25 protein-coding genes and 1 pseudogene are annotated in these 25,206 nt (G+C 60.1%); 18 read left to right on the forward strand and 8 right to left on the reverse strand.

Annotated elements, in window-relative coordinates; translation table 11 throughout:
- Positions 1–106: 106 nt before the first annotated feature.
- Complete coding sequence (locus DXT96_RS23825) at positions 107–1,000, forward strand: LysR family transcriptional regulator (RefSeq protein ID WP_153516751.1); 894 nt, start codon at positions 107–109, stop codon at positions 998–1,000.
- 9 nt (positions 1,001–1,009) lie between these two features.
- Positions 1,010–1,258 (forward strand): annotated as a pseudogene (locus DXT96_RS23830) (substrate-binding domain-containing protein); the annotation flags it as partial.
- Positions 1,259–1,303: 45 nt separating this feature from the next.
- Here DXT96_RS23830 and DXT96_RS23835 read toward each other — a convergent pair.
- Positions 1,304–1,768, reverse strand: a complete 465-nt coding sequence (locus tag DXT96_RS23835; RefSeq protein WP_149901396.1) for an Lrp/AsnC family transcriptional regulator — start codon at positions 1,766–1,768, stop codon at positions 1,304–1,306.
- A gap of 167 nt (positions 1,769–1,935) precedes the next feature.
- On the opposite strand from DXT96_RS23835, the gene DXT96_RS23840 reads away from it, so the two are divergent.
- The 5 genes from DXT96_RS23840 (at position 1,936) to DXT96_RS23860 (ending at position 5,961) form a co-directional block, all read left to right on the forward strand.
- Positions 1,936–2,715, forward strand: coding sequence for an ABC transporter ATP-binding protein (locus DXT96_RS23840; protein WP_153516752.1), 780 nt, complete (start codon positions 1,936–1,938; stop codon positions 2,713–2,715).
- Positions 2,716–2,762: 47 nt separating this feature from the next.
- A complete protein-coding gene (locus tag DXT96_RS23845) occupies positions 2,763–3,536 on the forward strand; it encodes a transporter substrate-binding domain-containing protein (RefSeq protein WP_153516753.1) in 774 nt (257 codons plus the stop codon).
- 11 nt (positions 3,537–3,547) lie between these two features.
- Complete coding sequence (locus tag DXT96_RS23850; protein WP_153516754.1) at positions 3,548–4,273, forward strand: ABC transporter permease; 726 nt, start codon at positions 3,548–3,550, stop codon at positions 4,271–4,273.
- A gap of 12 nt (positions 4,274–4,285) precedes the next feature.
- A complete protein-coding gene (locus DXT96_RS23855) occupies positions 4,286–4,975 on the forward strand; it encodes an ABC transporter permease (RefSeq protein ID WP_153516755.1) in 690 nt (229 codons plus the stop codon).
- 77 nt (positions 4,976–5,052) lie between these two features.
- Complete coding sequence (locus DXT96_RS23860; protein ID WP_153516756.1) at positions 5,053–5,961, forward strand: homocysteine S-methyltransferase family protein; 909 nt, start codon at positions 5,053–5,055, stop codon at positions 5,959–5,961.
- 90 nt (positions 5,962–6,051) lie between these two features.
- Here the strand turns inward: DXT96_RS23860 and DXT96_RS23865 are convergent, their stop codons facing one another.
- The gene (locus tag DXT96_RS23865; RefSeq protein WP_153516757.1) at positions 6,052–7,443 is read right to left on the reverse strand and encodes an amidohydrolase; all 1,392 of its coding nucleotides are present in this window, start codon (positions 7,441–7,443) and stop codon (positions 6,052–6,054) included.
- Positions 7,444–7,452: 9 nt separating this feature from the next.
- Entirely contained in the window at positions 7,453–8,676 is a 1,224-nt protein-coding gene (locus DXT96_RS23870) for an MFS transporter (protein ID WP_153516758.1), read from the reverse strand.
- A 121-nt stretch (positions 8,677–8,797) separates the two neighbouring features.
- Between DXT96_RS23870 and DXT96_RS23875 the strand changes: the two genes are divergently transcribed.
- On the forward strand, positions 8,798–10,723 hold the full coding sequence (locus DXT96_RS23875) for a helix-turn-helix domain-containing protein (protein ID WP_153516759.1): 1,926 nt from the start codon (positions 8,798–8,800) through the stop codon (positions 10,721–10,723).
- On the opposite strand, the gene DXT96_RS23880 is transcribed toward DXT96_RS23875, so the two are convergent.
- The 4 genes from DXT96_RS23880 to DXT96_RS23895 form a co-directional block, all read right to left on the reverse strand.
- Positions 10,716–11,444 carry an ABC transporter ATP-binding protein gene (locus DXT96_RS23880; protein ID WP_153516760.1) on the reverse strand — a complete coding sequence of 243 codons (729 nt, stop codon included), beginning with the start codon at positions 11,442–11,444 and terminating at the stop codon, positions 10,716–10,718. The genes DXT96_RS23875 and DXT96_RS23880 overlap by 8 nt on opposite strands.
- Positions 11,441–12,310, reverse strand: coding sequence for an ABC transporter permease (locus DXT96_RS23885; protein WP_153516761.1), 870 nt, complete (start codon positions 12,308–12,310; stop codon positions 11,441–11,443). The genes DXT96_RS23880 and DXT96_RS23885 overlap by 4 nt, the downstream gene beginning before the upstream one ends.
- The gene (locus DXT96_RS23890) at positions 12,307–13,302 is read right to left on the reverse strand and encodes an aliphatic sulfonate ABC transporter substrate-binding protein (RefSeq protein ID WP_153516762.1); all 996 of its coding nucleotides are present in this window, start codon (positions 13,300–13,302) and stop codon (positions 12,307–12,309) included. Before DXT96_RS23890 ends, DXT96_RS23885 begins: the two co-directional genes overlap by 4 nt.
- Before the next feature lie 153 nt (positions 13,303–13,455).
- Positions 13,456–14,781 carry an LLM class flavin-dependent oxidoreductase gene (locus DXT96_RS23895; RefSeq protein WP_153516763.1) on the reverse strand — a complete coding sequence of 442 codons (1,326 nt, stop codon included), beginning with the start codon at positions 14,779–14,781 and terminating at the stop codon, positions 13,456–13,458.
- Here DXT96_RS23895 and DXT96_RS23900 point away from each other — a divergent pair.
- The 10 genes from DXT96_RS23900 to DXT96_RS23945 all read left to right on the forward strand — a co-directional run bounded on the left by DXT96_RS23900 (position 14,758) and on the right by DXT96_RS23945 (position 24,649).
- The gene (locus DXT96_RS23900; RefSeq protein ID WP_153516764.1) at positions 14,758–15,078 is read left to right on the forward strand and encodes a hypothetical protein; all 321 of its coding nucleotides are present in this window, start codon (positions 14,758–14,760) and stop codon (positions 15,076–15,078) included. The genes DXT96_RS23895 and DXT96_RS23900 overlap by 24 nt on opposite strands.
- 89 nt (positions 15,079–15,167) lie before the next feature.
- A complete protein-coding gene (locus DXT96_RS23905; protein WP_153516765.1) occupies positions 15,168–16,667 on the forward strand; it encodes an NAD(P)-binding domain-containing protein in 1,500 nt (499 codons plus the stop codon).
- Positions 16,660–17,304, forward strand: a complete 645-nt coding sequence (locus DXT96_RS23910; protein ID WP_153516766.1) for a 2-hydroxychromene-2-carboxylate isomerase — start codon at positions 16,660–16,662, stop codon at positions 17,302–17,304. Before DXT96_RS23905 ends, DXT96_RS23910 begins: the two co-directional genes overlap by 8 nt.
- Complete coding sequence (locus DXT96_RS23915) at positions 17,301–18,302, forward strand: dipeptidase (RefSeq protein WP_153516767.1); 1,002 nt, start codon at positions 17,301–17,303, stop codon at positions 18,300–18,302. Before DXT96_RS23910 ends, DXT96_RS23915 begins: the two co-directional genes overlap by 4 nt.
- A gap of 29 nt (positions 18,303–18,331) precedes the next feature.
- Positions 18,332–19,405 (forward strand): ABC transporter substrate-binding protein, encoded by a 1,074-nt coding sequence (locus DXT96_RS23920; protein WP_153516768.1) that lies wholly within the window; start codon positions 18,332–18,334, stop codon positions 19,403–19,405.
- A 20-nt stretch (positions 19,406–19,425) separates the two neighbouring features.
- Complete coding sequence (locus DXT96_RS23925) at positions 19,426–20,481, forward strand: ABC transporter ATP-binding protein (RefSeq protein WP_153516769.1); 1,056 nt, start codon at positions 19,426–19,428, stop codon at positions 20,479–20,481.
- Complete coding sequence (locus DXT96_RS23930; protein WP_153516770.1) at positions 20,481–21,356, forward strand: ABC transporter permease; 876 nt, start codon at positions 20,481–20,483, stop codon at positions 21,354–21,356. Before DXT96_RS23925 ends, DXT96_RS23930 begins: the two co-directional genes overlap by 1 nt.
- A gap of 8 nt (positions 21,357–21,364) precedes the next feature.
- Positions 21,365–22,153, forward strand: a complete 789-nt coding sequence (locus DXT96_RS23935; RefSeq protein WP_153516771.1) for an ABC transporter permease — start codon at positions 21,365–21,367, stop codon at positions 22,151–22,153.
- 1 nt (position 22,154) lies between these two features.
- Positions 22,155–23,663, forward strand: a complete 1,509-nt coding sequence (locus tag DXT96_RS23940) for a carboxylesterase/lipase family protein (protein ID WP_153516772.1) — start codon at positions 22,155–22,157, stop codon at positions 23,661–23,663.
- A 38-nt stretch (positions 23,664–23,701) separates the two neighbouring features.
- Positions 23,702–24,649 carry a LysR family transcriptional regulator gene (locus tag DXT96_RS23945; protein WP_149901342.1) on the forward strand — a complete coding sequence of 316 codons (948 nt, stop codon included), beginning with the start codon at positions 23,702–23,704 and terminating at the stop codon, positions 24,647–24,649.
- A 46-nt stretch (positions 24,650–24,695) separates the two neighbouring features.
- On the opposite strand, the gene DXT96_RS23950 is transcribed toward DXT96_RS23945, so the two are convergent.
- On the reverse strand, positions 24,696–25,163 hold the full coding sequence (locus DXT96_RS23950; RefSeq protein WP_153516773.1) for a heme-degrading domain-containing protein: 468 nt from the start codon (positions 25,161–25,163) through the stop codon (positions 24,696–24,698).
- Positions 25,164–25,206: the final 43 nt, after the last annotated feature.

Consider the following 25,206-nt stretch of genomic DNA (forward strand, 5'->3'; position numbering starts at 1 on the left):
GACACGCGTCAGTGGGCGACGTGCCTGGAAGCAATTTGCTGTTCCTTTTGGTGGGGCGATAGTGCCATAGTCTGGCGAGCTGTGTCGCGAAACGAGGAACGCCGGAATGGACATCGAAGATCTCCAGACATTCGTCGCAGTCGCTGATGCCGGTGGTGTTTCGGCCGCCGCACGTCGGCTCGGCGTCTCCAAATCAATCGTCAGTCGGCGGTTGTTGCGGGTGGAGGCTGAACTTGGCGTGCAGCTGCTGGCGCGAACGACCCGCGGCGCGGCGCTCACGGAGGCGGGGATCACGTTCAGGGAACACGCGGCAAGGGCCACCGCCGAGATCGATGCCGCCAGGGAAACGATCCTTCCCACCGGCGAGCTGCGCGGCCGCTTGAGGGTTGCTATGCCGCTTACTTTCGGCCCGACCCACTTCGCCCCCGTGCTCGCGGAAATGGCGCATCTGCACCCGCAGCTTCACATTCATACCTCCTATAGTGATCGCTTGGTCGATCTCATTGCAGAGGGTTTCGATTGTGCGATCCGGAGTGCCTACCTTCAGGATTCAAACCTGATCGCGAAGCGCGTCGGGCCGATCCATGGAAAGCTTGTCGCCAGCCCGGCTTACATCAAGGCGCACGGTTCCCCTGAAACGGTAGAGCAGCTCGGTAACCATCAGGCGCTGATGCAGGGAACGGAAGTCTGGCAGTTTTTGGATGGCGACAAAATCGTCACGGTTCAACCGCAGGGCAGGTTCAAGGCCGACAGCGCCACAGCGCTTGCCGCAGCGGCGGCGGCAGGTCTCGGCATCGGCTGGCTGCCCGATTGCATCACGCATGCATATGTGACCTCCGGCGCATTGGTGCCGATCATGACGCGCTATCCCGTCCCTCCGGGCGCCACCTATGTCGTACGCCCGCCCAGCCAGCATCCCACCCGCAAAGTGCGGGTGCTCACTGAAATGCTGACTGAATATTTCAAACGGAACCCGGAACTCTGGGGCGTGGATAGTTGAAAAGGAGCATATCGGATCCCGGATGACGTATCGGTCGTTGGATTTGGCGATTATTCTGCGGCCATCCAGATTTCACCACGGCTAACGACGGTACGGGTGTTTGGTCGCGAAGCTGGAGCCGCCGCCCTTGCCTTGCTTCTTGAGCGGATTGACCGGCCGCGCAACCAGGATCAGCCGCCGCGTAGCACAAGGATCGTGTCGCGCCTGATTGAGCGGAAATCCACCGCGCAGGCTTTGTTGCGCAAGCCGCAGAGTTGAGAGAGGAACTTCGACAGATAGCTGACCGCAGGGTCATTTCCGTCATTATTCCGGAGGCACAAACAGGCCGAGCTTGACGTCCCGAAGCACCACATTCGTGTGCATTCGGCGGATCTGCGGGTTTTCGGCCATGATCAGCGCGGCAATATCGTCATAATGCTCGACGTCGCGGGCGGTGACGATCGCAATCAGATCGACCGCGCCGGTCACGTAATAGACCTGCTGGATGTGATCCTGCTTCTCCACCCAGACGCGAAACTTCGCCAGCGCGTCATAATTGTCCCGCTCGATCTCCATGCCAACGATGAACACCATCGACGTTGCCGTCGCCTTCCGATCGACGACGGCAACTTCCGCTTTGATAATCCCGTCCTCGCGCAGGCGTTTCAATCGTCTCTGCACGGCTGAGGCCGACAAACCCACGCGTTCGGCGATGGTCTCGGCTTTCATCTGGCAGTCGCGCTGAACGATATCGAGAATGTCACGGTCAAAACGATCCAGTTGTTCCATTATGCAATCCAGTCGGGTTTTCGCAGCGGCAATTCATGTATTTCGCCTTATATACCGCAAAGGAAAGATTATTTTGCATGAAAAATGCAAATTAGATGGAAATTGCGCGAAAAAACCGCGTCCTTTTGTCATTATCCTCCGCAAATTCATTTTAGTCGGAACCATGCATGCCAGACCAACCCTTTCCTGCTCTTCGTGTCGAAGATCTCCATAAAAGCTTCGGCTCGCATCAGGTTCTCAAAGGGATTTCGACGCAGGCCCATAAGTCTGATGTGATCTCCATCATTGGTTCCTCCGGTTCCGGCAAAAGCACCTTCCTCAGATGCATCAATTTTCTGGAAACGCCCGATCGCGGTCGTATTGCCGTGAACGGTGAGGAGATAGCGCTGAAAGCCGGGCGCGACGGGCGGTTGCAGCCGCGCAGCTGGCGGCAGGTTGAACGGCTGCGGACCGGGCTCGGCATGGTCTTTCAGAGCTTCAATCTATGGGCGCATCGCACCGTGCTGGAAAACGTCATCGAGGCGCCGGTGCATGTCATGGGCATGCCGCGGCGGGAGGCGGTCGAAAAAGCCGAGGCCCTGCTTCACAAGGTCGGACTTTTTGAAAAGCGCGACACCTACCCGGCCTTCCTTTCCGGCGGGCAGCAGCAGCGCGCGGCGATCGCCAGAGCGCTCTGCGTCGATCCTGATGTCATGCTGTTCGATGAACCGACCTCGGCGCTTGATCCGGAACTGGTCGGCGAGGTTCTCAAAGTCATCCGCGATCTCGCGGAAGAGGGCAGAACCATGCTGATCGTCACCCACGAAATGCGCTTCGCCCGCGATGTCTCGAACCGCGTTCTCTTCCTGCATCATGGACAGATCGAAGAAGAAGGTCCGCCGGAGCAGATATTCGGGGCACCCATCAGTGCCCGATGCCGGGAATTTACCGGCCTTATCGCCCACTGACGACCACCCCGCCATCATCGACAACACCATCAGGAGAAACCTTGCGAATGAAACTGCTTCCCATGTTTTTCGCCGGCGCGGCATTTGCACTGTCGGCCGTCACGGCACAGGCCGAAGTCCGCTTCGGCGTCATGAATGAATCCTATCCGCCCTTCTTCGCCAAGGACGCCTCGGGCACCTGGCACGGATGGGAAATCGACCTGATGAACGCGGTCTGCGAGGAGATGAAGGAAAAATGCTCCATCGTCGATATTTCCTGGGACGGCCTCATTCCCGCTCTCCAGAGCAAGAAGTTCGATGTGATCTGGTCGTCCATGTCGAACACGGCGGAGCGCTCGAAGGTGATCGACTTCACCGACAAATATTACAACACGCCGAGCACGCTGATCGGCCCCAAAGACCAGACGCCGGGCGCCGCGGCTGAAGATGTGAAGGGCAAGACCATCGGCATTCAGGTCTCGACCATTCAGTCCGAATATTACAAGAAGTATTTTGCCGGTGTCGCTGACGAAAAGACCTACCAGACGCTCGATGAGGCATTTCAGGATCTCGCTGCCGGCCGCATCGACTATGTCTTCGGCGATTCACTGGCACTCGACGCCTTTCTGAAAAGCGATGGCGGCAAGGATTGCTGCGTGAAAATGGGCGACGTTGCCGATGACAGGGAGATACTCGGAGCCGGCGTTTCGGGCGGCCTGCGCAAGGACGACACCGAACTGAAAGCCAAGCTGAACAAGGCAATAGCAGCGGTTCACACCAACGGCCAGTATGACGCGATCACGAAGAAATACTTCGACTTCGACATCTACGGCGCGAAATAAGCAATCATCAGATGGCGAGCGCGCAACAAGGTATTCTGGACCTGCTGTCTCCCTATCCTCCGGGATGGGGCGGCGTGCTTTTGGCAGGTGCGGTCGCCACGGTCGCCATCTCGGCCTGCGCTTTCGCGATCGGGCTGTTGCTCGGCACGGCCGGGGCGCTTGGAAAGCTTTCGGGTCATCCTCTGCTCCGGCTTCCGCTTAATCTCTATACGACGGTGATCCGCTCCGTTCCGGAATTGATCCTGATTGTCGGGCTCTATTATGCGGGCACCGATGGTCTCAATCGGCTGCTGGCGGCTCTCAACCTGCCGCCTGTCGAGGTCAACGGCTTCATGGCGGCCGTCGCCGTGTTGGGGTTCGTTCAGGGCGCCTACATGACGGAGGTGCTGCGCGGCGCGATCCTCGCCATCCCCGCCGGGCAGATCGACGCCGCCAAGGCGTTTGGCATGGGACCGGTCCTGAGGTTTCGCCGCGTCCTGCTGCCGGCACTTCTGCCCAATGCGCTGCCGGGTCTTGCCAATCTATGGATGTCGGTCACCAAGGACAGTGCGCTGGTTGCGGTGGTCGGTTATCAGGAGCTGGCGCTCGCCACCCGTCTCGCCGGGGCAAGCACCAAACATTACTTCCTGTTTTTCCTGGCGTCGGCATTTCTTTACCTCGCCATCACGCTTGTTTCCAACGTCGTCGTCAAATTGATCGAAGGACGGGTGCGGCGTGGACAGCCACGCCTTGCCTGAGGAAAGCACTCCATGAGTTTTGACTGGATACCGAACTATTGGTCGCTGCTTCTGATGGGAGCCTGGCAGACGGTGGCGCTGCTGGTGATTTCAGTGGTGTTCGGTTTCATCCTCGCCATCGGGCTTGCTTTCGCGCAGGTCAGCGGAGGCAGGCTGACGCGGCTTTTGGCTCGCGGCTACTGCACGTTCTTTCGCGGTACGCCGCTGCTGATCCAGCTCTGGCTGCTCTATTACGGCGTCGGTTCGCTGCTGCCCATGGTTCCCGGCATCCGCCAGAGCCTGTTCTGGCCGATGTTGCGCGAAGGCTTCTTTTTCGCCGCCGTCAGCTTCACGTTGAATTATGCGGCTTATGAAGCCGAAGTCTTGCGCGGCGCGCTGCTTGCCGTTCCGAAGGGCGAACTAGAAGCCGGTCGGGCCTTTGGCCTTTCACCGTGGAAGCTGACCCGCCGCATCTGGCTGCCGCGCGCCATTCGCATCGCCCTGCCGACGATTGCGGGAGAGATCATCATGCAGCTCAAGGCGACGCCGCTCGCCTTCACGGTCACGGTGATGGATCTCTACGCCGTGGCCAACAAGGTTCGACAGGACACGTTGCTGGTCTACGAACCGCTGCTCGTTGTTACCTGCTTTTATCTTGCCCTGACGGCCGTGATCGCCCGTGTCTTTCGAGGTCTCGAAGCACAGGTGCCGGTTCGCCGCTAGCTGATGGAAGATCCAACACATTGTTTTGAAAATCCCGCTGCCGGTGACGGCGCGGCAGCCTGAATGGAGATGAACTCATGAGCACAATACGAATTCTTGACGGCGGTATGAGCCGTGAATTGTTGCGGCTGGGGGCTGAGCTGAAGCAGCCGGAATGGTCGGCTCTGGCGTTGATGAATTCACCTGACATCGTGCGCGAGGTACACAAGGAATTCATCGCCGCCGGCACGCAGATCATTACGACGAACAGCTACGCCCTCGTACCCTTCCATATCGGCGAGGAAAGGTTCCAGAATGAAGGACCGGCACTGATCCGCCTCGCAGGCCGTCTGGCGCGGGAGGCCGCCGATGCGGCTGGGGATCGGAAAGTGCTGGTTGCCGGTTCGCTGCCGCCGATCTTCGGCTCCTACGAGCCGCAGAATTTCCAGCCTTCGCGAGTGCAGGACTATCTGAAAGTGCTTGTCGAAAACCTTGCGCCGTTCGTCGATGTATGGCTCGGCGAGACGCTGAGCCTGATCGCCGAGGCGGATGCCGTGCGGGAAGCGGTTGCGGCAACGGGCAAACCGCTCTGGATTTCGTTTACATTGGAGGATGGCGAGGCAGCGCTAAGGGGCGACGAACCAAAACTCCGGTCAACCGAGACTGTGGAAAATGCCGCCTCCTGGGCGGCTTCATCGGGTGCCGAAGCCATCCTGTTCAATTGCAGCAAGCCCGAGGTCATGCAGGGGGCCGTGGAGGTGGCAGCGCGTGTTTTCCGGGAGAAGAGTGTCCGCCTCGAAATCGGCGTTTACGCCAATGCTTTCGAAGGCGAACAGGGTGAGGCTGCCGCCAATGAAGGCCTGCACGACACGCGCAAGGATCTGAATGACGATGTCTATTCACGTTACGCCTGCTCCTGGGCCGAGGCCGGCGCGACGATCATCGGCGGCTGCTGCGGCATAGGGGCTGCCCATATTCATCGGCTGAGGACGACGCTTTTAGCTTGAGGCAACCGTATTCCTCGGTCAATGCGGACAGAAGGAGGGCGGTTTCCCGATGAGGGAGATCAAGGGCGGCCAGGGAGGCCGCCCGGAAACTCACCGCAGCCGTTGCGGGGTCGCGTCCGCCGGTATCAGCGGCACATAGCTCTCACCGTTCAGTTGTTCGCGATGCTCGGCTTTTGCCGCGGAGATCAAGTCAGGATCGAGCATTGCCTGCACGGCGGAGGCGGCCATGACCTTGCCGGCCTGCAACATGCCCTTGTGGGCGTAACCGGAGGTGCCCTGCGCCACCATCTGCCAGGTGTGCGGCGGCGTGCCGTAGGCTTCGGTCGCGACATAAACCTGTCCGGTCGGCACCAACCAGCTGACATCGCCGACATCGGTTGAACCGTGCAGGAACGTTGGCTTTTCCTCGAAATCGTTCAGGTCCTCCGAAAGGACCTTGCCGCGCCTTGCGACACGGGTCTGCACCTCCGCCGAAAATGTCTTTTGAATTGACCCGGCAAAATCCTTCTCACTGTTGGAGAAAGCGGCGACGCCGATCTTCTCGAACTCCCGATGCATCATCCGGGCGAGCGTCACATTCGGCACGAGATCGGCCGACGCCGCATCGAAGGTGATCTGCAACTCCGTTCCCGTCATCAGTGCGGCACCACGCGCAACATCCTTCACCCGTTCGGTGATGTCGCGAACCTGATCCATCCTCGGCGCCCGGACCTTGTAGAGCACCTGCGCCTGCGATTGCACCACGTTGGGCGCCCGTCCACCCGTGTCTGTGATGGCATAGTGGATGCGGCCGTCCTGAATGATGTGTTCCCGCAGATAATTCGAACCGACATTGGTCAGCTCGACCGCGTCCAGCGCAGACCGTCCGAGGTGCGGTTCGAATCCGGCATGGGCGCTGGTGCCGCGGAAGGTGAAATATAGCTGGTTGGTGGCCAGCATGCGCGCATTATAAGCGAGGTTTTCATCCCATGGGTGCCAGGTGAAGGCCACATCGACATCCGCAAACAGGCCCTCGCGGGCCATATAGGCCTTGCCGCCGCCGCCTTCTTCGGCCGGGCAGCCATAATAACGGATCGTGCCGCCAAGCTTCAGTTCATCCTTGCAGGCCTTGAGCGCCATTATGGCCGCAAGCGCGCCGGTGCCGAGAAGATTATGGCCGCAGCCATGGCCGTTTCCACCCTCGGTGATCGGCTTGTGACTGGCGATACCGCCCTCCTGGCTGAGGCCCGTCAATGCATCAAATTCACCCAGAATGGCGACGACGGGTTGGCCCTCGCCATAGCTGGCGACGAAGGCGGTTTCGATATTGCCGGCGTTGCGGGTGACGTCAAAGCCTGCCTTTTCCAACTCGTCGGCCAAGAGGGTGGCCGATTTTGTTTCCTCGTAACGGATTTCGGCGAAAGACCAGATGGCATCCGCCACGGATTTCAGATTATCCGCCTGGGCGGCGACGGTGCGTTCGATGATGTCGATATAAGTCATGGTCTTCCTTCAGGCGGTCTGTTCGACGGTTTTGTTGCCGTGAATGGCGGGGAAGGTGGTGGCAATAGCGCAGACAATCACGGCGCAGCCGACGATGACGCCAAAGGCGATGCCGTAATTCTGGCCGGTAGCGGAAAGAACGGCGCCGATGAGCATCGGCGAGGCGAATGAGCCGAGCTGCGCCAGCGAATTGATGAGGCCGGTGGCCGTACCGATCGAATTCTGCGGAAAGTGCTTCATGATGCTGACGAAGACACTGATTGAGATGGCGTTGAGGAACACGTTCGAGACCGACAGATAGGCAAATGCCAGCGGAATGGATTGCGCATTCGCCATCAGGTAGATGAAGATCGCCGACACGGCCGAGCCGATGCAGATGAGGTACTTTTCTTTCTGGTGGAAGTAGCGGTCAAGCAGCCAGCCGCAGGTGAGGAACGAGACGAAACCGAGCGCCGGCGGGATCATGGAATATGCGCCCATTTCCACCATGCTCATGCCCTTGACCTTCACCCAGTAGGACGGCAGCCAGGATTGCAGGCCCCAGAAGACGATATTGGTGAAGAAATAGACCGAGGCGATCTTCCAGGTCAGCGTGTTTTTCAGCAATCCGGCGATGCGCTGCTTTTCGGAAAGCTTGGGGCCGGCATCTCTGGCGGCCAGCGTCTGCGAGCGCGGCTTCATGACGGTGAAGAGCGCAATCGACAGGATGACGCCGACTGAACCCAGAACGAAGAACATGATGCGCCAGCTATAGAAGGAAATCAGCGTGGTGATGACAATCGCACCGAGCGCGAAGCCGACGGAGGCGCCCGATTGCAACACCGACTTGGCGCGCGCCATCTGGGTTTTCTCGAAATTCTCGGTGATCGCGACCGATCCTCCGGCCGGGAAAATGGCTTCCCCGGAACCCGTGATCGCCCGCGCGGCGGCCAGCCCGACCGCGCTGGTGACGACGCCGGAGGCGACGGTGCCGAGCGACCAGACGGCCACCGCCGAGCTCAGTACCCGGCGCGAGCCGAAGCGGTCGACGAGATAACCGCCAACCAGTTGTGTCATCGAATAAGCGAGGAAAAAGGCGCTGATGATCATGCCCTGATGATCGGTGGCCAGACCGAACTCTTCGCTGATCGGGATGATTGCGTAGTTGATTGCGGTCTTGTCCAGAAAGCCGACGACCCAGCAGATGAACAGCATTCCAATAATAATATGACGGCGTTTTATCGCAGAAAGCATTTTAGTGGTTCCCTTTGTATTTTGCTTTTTAACGTTTGTGTCACCGTCACGAAAAATTCATATGTTGAAACCGCCATAAAAATCTGAAATTTAATGTGCGTTAACACAGGAGGCGGTGCGCTTGAAAATTGATCTCCATGCGCATCCCGTCCTGCGCGAGCTGATGCAATCTCGGGCCGTTCAGCTCAGAACCATCGATGCCGATGGCCGGGAATCGTCGAGCCTGATTTCCCATGTCATTGAACGCGAAGACGAAAGCCTCAATCTTTCGGTCGATCATTCCTATTATACCGCCAAGCGCACCGAGTTTGCCATCCGCGGGGAGGGCGGCGAGGAGATAGCGGGGCGAATTCTTCAGGCTGTGCATGAAGCGGTCATCGCCCTTCAGACAAGAACTTTCGAAATGCTGGCTTCGGTCAATTCAGCGGTCATCAATTCGCTGGATGAAAAGGAGATCGTCCATAACGTCCTGCGGGAAGTGATGAACGTGCTGCCGCACTGCGACGCCGGCGTCTTTCGCCTGTTTGACGAGGAGAGCGGTTTTCTCATTCCTGTTTCGCATGAAGGGTTGCCCGACGACTATACCCATTATCGCGTCCAGCCGAATGAGTCCGTTTCGGGCGTGGTTTTCGCCACCGGCCAGCCGGCCATTCACAATGGCAGGCAGAACATCATTGCAGCGCACCGCGTCATGCGTCCCGAAAGCCAGTCTTTCATGGAGCGGTCGGAGATCGCCAATGCCCTGCTCTGCGTTCCCGTCATGGCGGAGGGTAAGCGTCTGGGCACATTGACGACACTGTGTTTTTCCAGCGACGGTGCGTTTTCGGTGTTCGACAGGACGGTTCTGGAATCGCTGGCGACGCAGATCGCAGTCGCCTATCAGCGCTCGCTTGCCTATCAGAACGCCGTTGCCACGTCGCATCGACTGGAGCAGATGCGCAGCGATCTTGCACGCAAGAATGCCGAGCTGGACCGTGCCGTCGCATTGCACGAGGCATTGTTGCGCATCTTCGCGGCGGGAAGTGGCATGACGGAGCAGCTTCATGCCGTTGCCGACCTGTTTCGCGTCGATTTCCGCTTTGAGAGCGTACTGGGTCTTGATTACCGGTCCGCCGGGTGGACGGAAGAGGGTGAAACACTGCGGCAGACAGTGGAAGTCGCCGAAGCGCCTGTCGGCCAGTTTCATTTCAGAGCCTCGGGGGATGCCGGCTTCCACCAAGTGCTTTTCGGCACATTGGCGACATTCGTGGCGCTGGACTTCGTGCATGACATGTCGCGGATGGATGTACTGAATGCGCGCCGGAAGGCGCATTTCGAAGCGCTTGCCGCCGGCGTCGACCCCGATGGCCGTCGCAGCCATCAGGGCTTTCGGCTTGATCGTTATCATCAGCTGTTTGTGGCGCGGGGTCCGCGCCGCGATGTTTCGGCCAATCCACGGCTGTCTCTCTACAAGTCCCAGTCAGATTTGCAGCAGGCAATGACGGCGTCGAATTCCCTTATCTTTCACGAAGACGAGCAGATTGTCATGCTGGTTTCCGCCTCCACCGTTGCGGCGCTCGAGCGAAACCTGCGGGCGGTTGCCGAGATTGCCGACAAGGAGGCCATCTGCGTCGGCACGAGCGAGATTTATGACGCGAATGAAGGCCACCCCGCCGCGCGGGAAATGGCGGCGCAGGCAAGCGAGGCTTTGCTGCGGCGCGGCCAATCGGGGCTTCTGCGCCACCGCGACATGGGTGTGGAACTGTTGCTGGAGGGCAGGGCGCGGCAGGATATCGTGGAATTCACCCGACAGATTCTGGCGCCGCTGCTGCGCGATCCCAGACATCGCTCCCTGCATGAAACCCTTTCGCGTTACATTCAGGAAGGGAAGTCCGTTGCCCGCACGGCGCAGGCGCTGAACATCCACAGCAACACGCTTTACCAGCGGCTGCAGCGGGTGGAAACGCTGACCGGCCGCAAGCTTGCCGATGCCGCCGATTTTACCCTGCTCAGCCTCGCCTGCCAGCTTCACGCCGATTATTCAGGTGAAGCCGCCGCCCTCAGATGACGTGGGCGTTGTGCAGGGCGGTCAGCACCTCGTTCTTGAGGCTGGCGAGGTGCGGTGACCTTCGGTCGCGCGGGCGCGGCACGTCCACCTCGATCCGCTGCTGGATGCGGCCGTCGTGGGCGCCCATCATGTAAATGCGGTCACCGAGATAGAGCGCTTCATCGATATCGTGGGTGACGAGCAGGAAGGAAATGCCGCGCTGTTCGACGATTTTCAGCACCAGATCCTGCAATTTCATCCGCGTGAAGGCGTCCACCGCACTGAAGGGTTCATCCAGCAGCAAGATGCGCGGCCGGGTATAGAGCGCCCTTGCGATGGCCACCCGCTGCGCCATGCCGCCTGAAAGGGCCTTCGGCAGCGCGCCAGCGTGGCCGCTCAGTCCCACATCGTTGATCAAGCCCTCTACACGCTCGACATCATATTTCTTGCCGGCGGCATAACCGATGTTTTCGGCAACCGTCAGCCAGGGCATCAGCCGCGGTTCCTGAAACACGAAGGCGATGGGAGGAGAGGTCTGGTCTTCCTCCGCCTGCTGAACCTTCACCGTGCCAGAAAAACGCCGGTCGAGACCGGCGGCGATACGCAGCAAGGTGCTCTTGCCGCAGCCGCTGGGGCCAAGCAGAACCGCCGCTTCACCATCGCCAAGTGTCAGGTGGATATCCTGAAGGATGATCGTATCGCCAAAAGCTTTTTCGCGCACATCGACATTGAGCAGGCTCATTGCAGCCGCCCTCCTTCGTGAAGGGAATAGGTGTCACGCCAGCGCAGGCAGCGCTCCTCGACGATCTTGAACAGGCTGTCGGAAATCTTGCCCAGAACCGCAAGGCAGATAATGGCGATCATCACCAGATCGGGCCGCGAAAGTTCCCGCCCGTCGGACAGCATGTACCCAATGCCTTCGGAGGCGGCCAGAAGCTCGGCTGCGACGACACTCAGCCAGGCGAGCGACAGCCCGTAACGCAGGCCGGTGAACAGATGCGGCAAAGAGGCGGGAATGAAAATCCGCCACACCAGAACGGGCAGCGGCTGGCGATACATCTCGCCGACCTCCACCAGCTTGCGGTCGACATTCCGGATGCCGGAGAAGAGGTTGAGATAGACCGGAAAAAACGCGCTTTTGGCGATCAGCACGATTTTCGAGGTTTCACCGATGCCGAACCAGATCATCAGCAGCGGCACCCATGCAAGGCTCGGAACGGCTCTGAGCGCCTGAAACGTCGGTTCGAGATAGCGCTCGGCGGCAATCACCAGTCCGACCAGCGAACCGACGACGACTGCCAGCAGAGAGCCGATGACGAAACCGACAAAGACACGCGCGGTACTGGCCGCGACATTCGTCCACAACGGGCCTTCGGCAAGCCGCAGAAACGTCTCGTATAGCTCGGAGGGTGGCGGCAGCACATAGGGACTGACCCAGCCCAAACGGACGAAAAGCTCGAGCAACACCAATGAGCCGACCGGCACGATCGCGCCGCGCAGATCGAACCGTCGAAGGAAATTCCCTGCCCGCTGCAAAAGCGGCAGTCGGGAGGAGGCTTGTTTTTCAGTCTGCTTCACGCGCAGGAATTCGCGCGGATGGGAATTCATGCGCCGAGCGCCTTTTTCGCCGGTGCCGGGTCGGCCAGCGTTGAAAGGACATTGTCGACATTGACGCCTGGCCGAAGCACGTCGTCGCCCAGCAGCGGGGTAACGATGCGGATCGAGTTCAGCAATTCCTCGCCCGGAACGGGGTCCTTCCAGTCGCGCTTGTTGATGGTCAATTCGGTGATCTTGGGATCGTTGCCGGTAACCTTGGTGACGAAATCGATGAATTCGCGGTTATTGTCGCGGATCCACTTCTGCGTTTCCACCCAGACGCCGAGCAGGCGCTCGACCGCTTTCGGGTGCTTGGCCAGAAACTCTTCCGACACGCTGAAGACGCTGCCATCGCGCCAGCTGCGCTCGTCGAAAATTGCCCTGTCGCCGGCAAGCTCGGCCTGGGATGTATGCGGATCGATACCAACCCAGGCATCGACCTGCCCCTGCTGCAGCGCGTTGAAGCCCTCAGGATGTTGCAGGTTCACGACCTTCAGATCGTCGATCGACAGTTTGTTCTGGTCAAGGGCGCGGACGAGTGTGAAATAGGGCGCCGTTCCCTTGGTGACCGCAATGGTCTTGCCCTTGAGATCGGCGACGGTCTTGACCGGCGAATCCGGGCGCACCTGGATGATGGAGGAACCACCCCAGCTTGCCACATAGATAACCTTCAGCGGCACGCCGTTGGCACGAGCCAGAAAGGCGGATAGTGCGGCCGAGCCGGCAAAATCCGTCGAGCCGACCTTCAGGAATTCCAGCGAATTGTTGCTGCCGCGCGATTGCACCCAGGTGATCCTGGTGCCGACATCCTTGAAAGCCTCCTCAAGCCAGCCCTTGTTCTTTATCAAAAGCGTGTGGGAGGAGTAAAATCCCCAGTCCAGCTTCAGCTCGGCAGGGAAATCCGGCGAGCTCTGGGCCAGCACACTGCCTGAGACAAACGGTGCTGCGAGAGCACCGGCAATGCCGAATTTGAGGATCTGGCGGCGGGAATGTTCAGCCTTCATATTAATTCACCTAATTTATGTATTTTGTGTAATTAAAAGGTACGGGCGGGTGTTTTTGAGGTCAATCCGCCCTTCTGGAACCTCATGCCAAACTTCAGGGCGGGTGTGGAAAATCTCCCTAGCTTTGTCGCAATCGGCGCGATGGCCCGTTATTTAAGGGAAAAAACGATTGGCCGGCCGTTGCAGCCCCAGATGGTCACGCAAGGTCGGCCCCTCATAGTCCTTTCGAAACAGCCCACGCCGTTGCAGTTCCGGCACCACCTGCGTGGTGAAGTCGTCGAGGCCGACGGGGAGGAAGGGGAAGGTGACGTTGAAACCGTCCGAGCCTTCTTCGTGGAGCCATTGCTCCATCTCGTCGGCGATGGTTTTGGGTGTGCCGACGAAGGCGAGACCGGCATAGCCTCCCAGCCGCTGGGCCAGCTGGCGCACCGTCAGTCCTTCGATTCTGGCGAGTTCGATGACCCTTTCACGGCTTGATTTGCTGGCATTGGTTTCCGGAATGTCAGGTAGGGGGCCATCGGGGTCGAAGCCGGAAACATCGTGACCGAGCGCGATCGACAGCGAGGCAATGGCGCTGTCATAATGGACGAGACTGTCCAGCTTGGCGCGTTTGGCTCTCGCCTCTTCCACGGTCTCGCCGACCAGCACGAAAGCGCCCGGCAGGATGACAATGTCATCGCGAGAACGGCCCGCGGCGACAGTCCTGTCCTTGACGTCCTTATAAAAGGCCTTTCCTGCCGCAAGCGTGGGTGTTGCCGCAAAAACCACCTCGGCGGTTTCGGCGGCAAGCTGGCGTCCCGGCTCGGATGCGCCTGCCTGAACGATCACAGGCCAGCCCTGCACCGGACGGGCGATATTAAGCGGCCCGCGCACGGAAAATTCGGGTCCCTTGTGATTGAGCACATGCATTTGTTCAGGATCGAAGAACAGCCCGCTATCGACATCCCGAATGAAGGCGTCCTCCGAGAAGGAGTCCCAGAGGCCGGTGACGACATCGTAGAATTCGCGTGCCCGCGCATAACGCTCGGTGTGATCAGGCTGCTCGTCGCGGCCGAAATTCCGCGCCGCATCCGGATTTGAGGTGGTGACGATGTTCCATCCGGCGCGGCCATTGCTGAGGTGGTCGAGCGAGGCGAAACGCCGTGCCACATGATAGGGCTCGTCGAATGTGGTGGATGCGGTGGCGACCAACCCGATGCGGGAAGTAACAGCGGCGAGCGCCGAAAGCAGCGTAAATGGCTCGAAAGACGTCACGGTATGGCTGCGGCGCAGGGCTTCCGTCGGCATGTTCAGCACCGCCAGATGATCGGCCATGAAGAAGGCGTCGAATTTCGCGGCTTCAAGCTGCTGTGCAAACCGCGCCAGATGGGCGAAATTGAAATTCGCATCCGGGAAGGAACCCGGATAGCGCCATGCGCCCGTGTGGAGACTGACGGGCCGCATAAAGGCGCCGAGATGCAGTTTGCGATCATTTGCCATGGGGGCCTTACTCTTTCGTCGTGGGTTCTGATCCGGGCTGCTGGTCTTGCCGATGGTCTCTGGCAGGCGAAGGCAGGCCCGGTCGTCATCGCGACGATATCCCTGCCGGGGACTTGGCGCGGCAAAGACTATTCCGATTATGAATTGCAAACCGAAAGATTTTTTCCGAAATTCTTTATTTTGCGAGATAGCGTGGCCGGTGGGGCAAGAGCTTCACCCCCAGTTGGCCGCGACAGGCGGGCCACCGAGCCGCGCTTCCGGCGGCTTGCGCCAAAATTTGCTGAAAACCGCAAATGATTAGAAGAATTTTGCTTTCCGCATTCGCGCTTCTGTGTTTCTTATGATGCTTAAATAGAATTTTTAACGTGCATTAATTCAGAAATAACATGATGGAAGATCGCAAAACCAATGCTGTGTCCGCTGATGCGGGTGGCTTGCCGGCGCTCGAGGCGAGGCTTGCGCAGGAACTTGCCGTGCTCGAGCGGCCGGCAAAGCCGTGGGTGCCGCGCACCCATCTCGGCGGTGCCGAGGTGTTGGATGTCGCCGTCATCGGTGCGGGGCTCTGCGGGCTCACCGCGCTTGCCGCCCTGTCATTTGCCGGGATCGACAATATCAGGGCTTTCGACAAGGCGGCGAGCGGGCTGGAAGGGCCATGGGTAACGAGCGCGCGCATGGAAACATTGCGCACCCGCAAGGAACTTGCAGGTCCCGCTCTCGGCGTGCCGTCCCTGACATTCCGCGCATGGTTCGAAGCGCAGTTCGGCGCAGCCGCTTATGAGGAGATGCAGCTTATCCCGCGTGAAGCGTGGATGGCTTACATGGTCTGGTATCGCACTGTGCTGGCGCTGCCGGTGAGCAACGATACCGAACTTGCCGGCCTCGGTTTGCGTGAGGATGGTCTGCTCGACCTCGAACTACAGGGGCCGGAAGGCCGCAGCAATGTTCTGGCGCGTCGGGTGATTTTGGCAACGGGGCTTGATGGTCTCGGTGCGCCGCGCCTGCCGGACGTGGCGAAAACGGTGCCCGCCCGCTTCGTTCGCCATAGCGGTGATATATTCGACGTGAGCGCATTGCGCGGCAAGCGTGTTGCCGTGGTCGGCGCCGGCGCTTCGGCAATGGACAATGCGGCAGCAGCGCTGGAGGCAGGGGCTGCGCGCGTCGATCTCTTCATTCGCAGAGCCGATATTCCGCGCGTGGAAAAATTCGGCGGCGTCGCCAGCCTTGGCATGACCCATGGTTATATCGGCCTGCCAGATGCAGATCGCTGGGCCTTCATGGTCGAAGCGGAGCGCACGCAGATACCGCCGCCGCGTCACAGCGTCCTCAGGGTCTCGCGCCACGCCAACGCCTTCTTCCATCTGGCCAGTCCCATCCTCAGCCTGACCGAACTGGGCGATGCGGTGGAAATCGAGACGCCGAAGGGTCGCTATCCGGCGGATACTATCATTTTTGCCACCGGCTTTGATGTCGATTTTGCCCGGCGGCCGGAATTTGCAACCCTGAGCGGCCGCGTCCTGCTCTGGCGCGACGCCTATCAACCGCCTGCCGGACAGAGCAACGATGCGCTGGGGTCCTATCCCTATCTCGGCGCGGCCTTCGAATTTCTGCCGAAACCGGGTCTGCCCGCCACGGAGGCGGAGACAATTTCCCGTATTCATTGTTTTGCCTATCCGGCCGTCCCGTCCCACGGGAAAATCACCAGCGGCGTTCCGGCCGTCAGCCAGGGGGCGGAGCGTCTGGCGCAGGGCATCGCCCGTTCGCTGTTCGTGGAAGATCGCGCCCGCCATTTCGATACTTTCATGAACCACGACGCCGCTGAAATCACCGGCGAGGAATGGCGCGACGCAGATGCGCAGGACAAGATAAGGGAGCATGCCAATGGCTGAACCGGTGCTGAAACTGGAGATATTTTACGGCATCTCCTCACCATGGGCCTATTTCGGCGCGCCACGGGCGGTCGAAGTCGCCCGCACCCATGGGGCGGCCATCGTGCTGCGCCCCATCCGCATCATTGAGGCCAATGGCGGCATTCCGCTGCGCAACCGCCCGGATGCCCGACAGAATTATCATGCCGTGGAGCTGGACCGGTGGCGTCGTTATCTCGACATGCCGCTCAATCTTGCACCGAAATATTACCCCTGCGCCACCATCGAACGTGCAGCCCAGCTCGTCATCGCCGCGCAGAAGGCCGGTCTTGATGCGATCAGCCTGTCCTTCGCCATCCAGCGCGCATTGTGGAGCGAAGATCGCGACATTGCCGATCTCGACACACTCCGCACTATCGCGCAGACCGTTCTCGGCGCTGAAGCTGCGGCACTGGTGCGCGATCCGCAGCGGCAAGACATCGTGGCGGAGTGGCATGGAAATCTCGCTGAGGCCGAGCGCGTCGGCATTTTCGGAACACCGACCTATGTGGTGAACGGCGAGCTTTTCTGGGGGCAGGACCGTCTGGAATTCGCCAGCCGCGCCCTTGGGGCGCTCAAGCAGCAATTTTCACAATCCGCCGTGAGGACATCCGCATGACCGATGCCGCAAAACTCCATAATGAAGCCATTGTCATCGACGGTCTGCAAACCTGCCAGTGGAGCCGGTCGATATTCGAGGACATGCGCGCGGGCGGCCTCACCGCCGTCAACGTTTCGAGCGTGATCTGGGAAAATTTCCGCGAGGGCATCGGTTATGTCAGCGAATGGAAACGTTTTCTGCGGGAAAACGACGACCTGATCCGCCCGGTGCGCTCGGTGGCCGATATTCACGCGGCCAAGGTGGAAAACAAGACGGGCATCATCATCGGCTGGCAGAACACCTCGCCGCTTGAGGACAGGCTTGATTATGTCGAGATATTCAAGGATCTCGGCGTCGGCATCATGCAACTCACCTATAATACTCAGAACTATTCCGGTGCCGGTTATCTGGAAGAAAACGACAGCGGCCTGACCGGCTTCGGCCGTGAAGTGCTTGGGGAGATGAACCGCGTCGGCGTGCTCTGCGATCTCAGCCATGTCGGCGACAGAACCACGGCGGATGTCATCGCCCGCTCGAAATCACCGGTCTGCATCTCGCATGTGCTGCCGCGCGCGCTGCGCGATGTGAAGCGCAACAAGCCGGATGAACTTTTGACGGCCTGCGCCGAAAAGGGCGGCATCATCGGCATCAGTCTTTTTGCACCGGGTCTTGCTGCCGGAAATGATGCGACTGTCGAGGATTATCTCGATGCCATGGCCTATGTTATCGATCTCGTCGGCGAAGATCATGTCGGCATCGGCACGGATTTCTCGCAGGAGCGGCCGCGCCCCGGTCCCTGGCAGCTCTGGGCCAACCGTGACAAGGGCACGGCGCGCACGTTGACGGAATTCGCGACCGTCAAGATTTCCAAGCCGAAGGGCATCGAGCGCATTGGCGAGGTTCCCAATATCACCGCCCGCATGCTGGCGCGTGGCTGGAGCGAAACGCTCGTTCTCAAACTTCTCGGCCAGAACTGGCTGCGCGTGCTGGATGCCGCCTGGCGGCCCATAAACTGACAATATCAAAAAAAACGGAGGCAATTGAAATGAAAAATGCTCATCAGCGCCGCAAGGCCGCGATTGTCGCCGGCATCGTTGCCGCCGGGATCGCATCGCTCTCGGGCACCGTCTTTGCGCAGGATGCGACGAAAGGCACCGTCAATATCGTCGGTTTCTCCGGGGTCTTTGCGGATAACTATCAGAAATTCATCATCGACACCTTCAAGGCCCAGCATCCCGGCATTGAGGTGAATTATCAGCAAAGCAAGAATTCGGCCGAAACGCTGGCGTTGCTCACCCTTCAGCGCGCCGAGCCGAAGGTCGATGTCGCCCTGATCGACGTTTCGGTTGCGATCAAGGCGAACAAGGAAGAATTGTTCACCAGGCTCGACGCCGCCAAGGTGCCGAACCTTGCAGACCAGCCGGAATGGGCGCGCATCGACGGCGACCGCGCCATCGCGTTCTCGCAGGACAATCTTGCCATCCTTTATAATACCGAAACGGTGAAGGAGCCGCCGACAAGCTGGGCCGATCTTGCCGATCCGAAATACAAGGGGAAGATCGCCGCCAAGCTTTCCGATACCCGCGGCGTCATTCTGCTGCCGATCCTCACCAAGTTGAAGGGCGGCGACTACAAGACCTCCATCGATCCGGGCATCGATTTCCTGAAAGAGATTGCGCCGAGCGTCTCCACTTTCGAGCCGGCGCCGGATTGTTATGCGGTGGTGCAGAGCGGCGAAGTCGATCTTTCCATTTGCTGGAATGGCCGCGCGCAATATCTGCATGACACGCAGGGCGGCAAGATCGGCGTAGCACTGCCGAAGGAAGGCTCCATCGGCCAGACGAACACGATCGGTCTCGTCGAAGGTTCCGCCAACAAGGAGGCCGCCGAGCTTTTCGTGAATTATGCGCTGAGCGCCGAGGCGCAGGCGACATTCGCCGAAAAGAGCTTCTACGGCCCGGTCAACAGCAAGGTTTCTCTGAGCGAGCCGGTCGCCGCACGCATATATGGCAGCAAGGAAGCGCAGGCAGCGCAGTCTTCGCTCGACTGGAGCTTCGTGGCGGACAAATATTCGGCATGGATACAGCGGATCAACCGCGAGGTCATCGCGGCCAATTGAGACAGGAAGCAGAGGACGCCATGGCCGATCATCATGTCGAGATCGACAATCTCGTGAAGACCTATCCGGGCGCCCTCAAGCCCTCCGTGGATCACGTCAGCCTTTCCCTGCCGCGCGGGGAAATGCTGGCGCTACTGGGGCCGTCCGGCTGCGGCAAGACGACGATCCTGCGTATGATCGCCGGTCTTATCCCGGCAACATCGGGCGAAATCCGGCTGGATGGCCGCGATATCTCCGCAACCGCCGTCCATAAGCGCAATATGGGCATGGTGTTTCAGGCCTATGCCCTGTTTCCGCATATGAATGTGTCGGAAAACATCGCCTTCGGGCTGGAAATGCGCGGCATTCCAAAATCGGAGCGCAAGGACCGGGTGGCAAAGGCGCTTGATCTGGTCAAGCTTTCCGGCCTTGGCGAAAGGCGGGTTTCCCAGCTTTCCGGCGGCCAGCAGCAGCGAGCGGCGATCGCCCGCTCGCTCGTCATCGAACCTGCGCTGCTGTTGTTCGACGAGCCGCTCTCCAATCTCGATGCGAAGCTGCGCGATGAGATGCGCGATGAAATCCGCGACATCCAGAACCGCACCGGCGTTACCAGCATTTTCGTCACCCATGATCAGGATGAAGCCCTGTCTATGGCCGACCGGCTTGCCGTCATGTCGGAAGGCCGGCTGGAGCAGATTGGCACGCCACGCGAGATTTTCGACCGGCCGAAAACGGATTTCGTCGCCTCCTTCATCGGTGCCGGTTCGTTTCTCGCGGGTACCGTGGTTGCGCCGGGCCGGGCGGAAATTCCCGGTCTCGGTGTCCTGCATTTCTCAGGCGCAATCCCTGCCGGCCAGAAAGCGCGGTTTCTGGTCCGCCCGCACCGCTTCGTGCTGGGCGAAGGCGTCAACGCCTTTTCCGGCATCGTCGAACACGTTACCTATCGTGGGCAGGTGTTGACGCTCGGCGTGCGCGCGGGCGAGCATCGCCTGCAGGCCGATCTGCCCACCCATGCCGCCGCCCTGCCGGCCAGGGGCGAGCGGGTGACGCTTTCCGTTGCGCCCGAGGATGTAACGCTGATCGGGGAGGCGGCCTGATGGCGGCGGCAAGCCATTCCGCCAGTGGCGGTGCGTCGCATCGCGGCATCCTGCTTCTTCTGCTCCTGCCGGGTCTTGTCGCGCTGCTGACGACCTTCCTGTTGCCGCTCATCTGGCTGGTGCGGGCATCGTTCGCGTCCTCGGCGATGGCCGCCCTTCGCGGCGGCGACTGGACGCTCGAATCCTACCGCACCGTTATTTTCGACCCGTTCTACTGGAAAATCGCCTGGAACACGCTTTATCTCGGCGTGAATGTTGCGGTTCTGGCGGTCGTTCTTTCCTATCCCATCGCTCTCTTTCTTGCCCGCACCCAGAGCCGCTGGCGCGGTGTGCTGACCGCACTTGCCGTTGCGCCGCTTCTCACCTCTTCGGTGGTGCGCACCTATGGCTGGATGGTCATTCTGGGGGACAGGGGTGTGATCAACACGGCGCTGCAATCCTCCGGGCTGACGGACGGCGTCGTCCGGCTGACCAATAATTATTTCGGCGCGACCGTCGCACTGGTCGAAATCCTGATGCCCTATGCGATCCTTGCGATGCTGAGCGGTTTCGGCCGGCTGAACACGCAGTTTGAGGAGGCCGCCGCCATGCTCGGGGCAAACCGGCTGCGGGTGTTTACTCGCATCGTGCTGCCGCTGTCGCTGCCCGGCGTTCTGACCGCCGCCCTTCTGGTCTTTGTGCTGGCCATCTCCTCCTTCGTCACGCCGCGCCTCATGGGCGGTGGCCGTGTCTTCGTCATCGGCACGGAGGTTTATAACGAGGCGACGGTGACGCTGAACTGGCCGTTGGCGGCCGCACTTTCCGTGCTGCTGCTCGTCCTGTTCGGCAGCGTGATCGTGATTTACCAGCGCGCCATGCGCGCGCTTGAGACGTGAGGCCGACCATGGACGCGAAATTCGGACGTCTCGCCCACGCGCTGCTGCTGACGCTGCTCTATCTGTTTCTTCTGGCGCCGATCATCGTCGTTCTGATCATTTCTTTCGATACGCGGCAATATCTGGCGTTTCCGCCGGAAAATTTCTCCTTCGGCTCCTATGCCAAGGTGTTCGCCAATGCCAAGTTCATCAGCGCCTTCTGGCGAAGCCTCGGCATCGGCCTGCTCGTCGGTTTCGTGTCGATCTTTGCGGGGCTGCTTCTGTCTCTGGCGCTGTCGCGGCACGAATTCCGCGGCAAGGGCGCGCTCAATTTTCTGATCCTTGCACCCTTCCTCGTGCCGCATATCGTGCTGGCCGTGGGTGTGATGCTGGTGCTTGGGCCGCTTGGCCTGCTCGACAGCTATACCGGCATCTTCCTCGCCCATCTCGGCATCACCACGCCCTATACGGTGCGCACCATCACCATGAGCCTGATGGCGGTGGATCGCCGTATCGAGGAAGCGGCGCGCGTTCACGGCGCATCGCCCGCCATGGTATTGTGGCGCATCACGCTGCCGCTCGTGCGACCCGGCCTCATCGCCGGCGCGGTCATCGCCTTCCTGATTTCCTTCGACGAAGCGACGATCTCACTCTTCATCGTTTCTGTGAAGTCTTCGACGCTACCGACTGAAATTTATCATTATCTTGAATATTCCACCGATCCGCAGATTGCCGCTCTTTCCGTCATCCTCATCCTCATTTCCGTCGGTGTGGTCGTGGCGGTGGAGCGGCTGATTGGATTGCGCAAGGTGCTGTGACATGACGATTGTTCAAGTGGCAGCCGGCGCGCTGCAGGGTATCAGGGAAAACGGCATTCACGCCTTTCTCGGCGTGCCCTATGCCGCGCCAGTCATGCCGGAGCGGCGTTTCGAAGCGCCGCAGCCGGTTTTGCCGTGGCAGGATGTGCGCGATGCCACCCGGCTTGGCCCCGTCTGTCCACAAATCCCGACCTATGGTCCGGTCGGCACCGCTGCGACCTCTAAACTTGCATTCGGCGAGGATTTTCTCACCGTCAACATCCGCACGCCGGACCCGGCGGGCCGGTCGCCGGTGTTGTTCTGGATCCATGGCGGCGGTTATGCGGTCGGTTCGGCCAATGAGCCGGTGCTGCAGAGCGGCGCTTTCGCGGCAAGCGGCATCGTTGAGGTCACGGTCAATTATCGCCTCGGTGCACTGGGTTTCCTCCATGTCGAGGGCAAGCCTGACAATCGCGGTCTGCTCGATCTCATTGCCGCGCTCGAATGGGTGCGCGACAATATCGCCGCCTTCGGTGGCGATCCTGACCGCGTGACGCTGGCAGGGCGCTCGGCGGGCGGCTTTGCGGTCGCGACGCTGATGGCCATGCCTCGGGCGAAAGGGCTTTTTCACCGGGCCATGCCGCAGAGCGGGGCAAGCACGGCAATTGCGTCCCTTGAGGACGCCGCCAAACTCTCGCACCGCTTTCTGGCGGCGGCAGATACGGACGATGCGTCGCTTGCGGCTCTTCCAATGGACAGGCTGCTCGAAATCCAGCGCGATCTCTGCAACCAGTCCTATGGGCAGCATGATTTTGCCCGCGACGGGACGGCGGCGATGCTCGGCGTGCCATTTGTGCCTGTTGTCGATGGGGTGAGCCTGTCGGAACACCCGGAAACTGCCGCGCAGGCAGGGCGCACCGCCGCCGTGCCGATGATGATCGGCTGCACGACGGGAGAGTACGTTACCCACGCGACGGCGCAGCCGAAGATGGATTTCACACTCTGCGCGAAACTGCTGCATGAGCGTGTTCTGCCGCTTGGCCTTACCGGTTCCGGCATTGTCGAACGCTATCGTGCCGCCTTGCCGGGCCACAGTGCACGCGGCATCTGGCGCGCGGTTGCCGGCGATCTGGTTTTCCAGCTTCCCGCGATCCGTTTCGCCAGGCTGCATGCCCGTTTCAACCCGGTCTATAAATATCTCTACGGCCCGCTGGAGGCCGATGAACTCGGTGCGCCGCACGGGGCGGAAGTCGGCTCCGTCTGGTATCGCGATGGCTCCAACAGCCGTGACCTGCCGGAGCGTCAACGGGTGACGGATGCGGGTTTTGCAAAGGCAATCCACCAACTGTGGGTCTCATTCATAAAGGACGAACGGCCCGCCGCGCCGAATGGCGAATGGCCGCTTTATCACGCCGAAAAGCCGATGGTTCTGCGGGCGCTTGTGGCCGGGTTTGGCGCTACTCTCGATCCCTTTGACGGGCGTGCGGCGCTTTGGTTGCAGACGGGCGAACCGACCGGTATAGCGCGTTGACGATACGGAAAAGCACATGTCTCGGGGTGGAGTGGAAAATGGTGTCTGACTATCTCGATACGCGGCAGCTCGAGGCTTTCGTGGCGGTGGTTTCGATCGGCAGCATTACCGGTGCTGCAAAAGCGCTGGGCAAGTCGCAACCCGTCGTCACGCGCCTCATTCAGGACCTTGAGGGCGAAATCGGTTTTGCGCTGCTGCATCGCAACGGCCCGCGCATCACCCCCACCGAAAAGGGTGTCGCCTTTTTTGCCCAGGCGGAGCTGTTTCTCAGCGGCCTCAGAACGATCAGCGAAAGCGCACGGCACATCCGGGCCGCGCGCCGCACGGCCATCGAGGTGGCGGCCATTCCGGCGATTGCCTCCAGCCTTCTGCCGAGGGCGCTCGCGGCCCTGCCGGCCGACAGGTTCCCCGATCACGTGCATCTGCAGAGCATTTCTTCGGAAAATGTCGTGCAGGCAGTGATGGCCGGCACGGCGGATCTGGGTGCGGTCAGCCTTCCGCTCGACAATCCCGGCATCGACATTCACTGGCTGGGGGAGGTGCCGTGCGTCGCCGTGGTTGCGGAGGATCATCCACTGGCGCAAAAGGCGGTGATCTCTGCGGAAGACCTTGCCGGACACCGGCTTATCGCCTCCGCCAACCCCTTCCGCCTTCGCATGCGGATCAACGACGTACTTTCCAGTCTCGGTGTCGATCTTTCCTCTGTCATCGACAGCAATGCGACCTATGTTTCCCTTTCGCTGGCGCGCATGGGGCTCGGCATCGCCATCGTCGAATCGATCACCCTCTGGGGTCTGCCGGTGGAAGGGGTCCGCGTTCTGCCCCTTTCATTTCACATACCGTTCCAGTGGGGCCTCGTTACGGCGGCCGGCCGGCCGGTCATCTTCGAAGTGGAACAACTGGTGGCCACCGCAAGACAAATGGTGGCGGATATTCCACAAGCCGTCGTCTACGACAAAATATCGCAAATCCCAGTATCTGACTGAATTTTCTCCGATGCGGTCGTTTCGACCACCAAGCCGCAATTGCCGTCTATGACAAGACTTCCCTGAGAACGGCCACCACGAGATTGTGGTCTTCGACATTGGGAAGGCCACTGACCGCAACTGTACCGATGAGCGTTCCACCTTTCAGTATCAATGGAACGCCGCCGCCGCTTGCGACGTAGTCGGCCGGCGGAAGCTTGAATTTTTGATTGAAATCATAACCACCTTCCTCCGCCTCCAGTCTGAGCTGCAGCGAGCTGCGATGGAAACGGTGAACTGCTGCGCATTTCCGGCGAGTCCAGTCGAAATTGTCGATCGTTGCGCCGCCGACAAGCGTTGCAAAAATAACGTCCATGCCGTGGCGAACCTCGATAGCCACCGGCAAATTGCCCTCATACGCCCTATGGCGAATTCGTTTTCCCAGCGTCCAGGCGAACTCGTAGTTGAATGCCGACAGCTCCAGCGACTTTTGCTCTTCGGCCAAGGCCGCCAATGATGGTGTTGGTACTGTCATGTTAGCGGTTCTCCTGTTTTGACATTGGGATTATTCGGATCAT

Origin of the sequence: Agrobacterium sp. ICMP 6402 (assembly GCF_009498615.1) — a bacterium.
Classification (GTDB): Bacteria; Pseudomonadota; Alphaproteobacteria; order Rhizobiales; family Rhizobiaceae; genus Agrobacterium; species Agrobacterium burrii.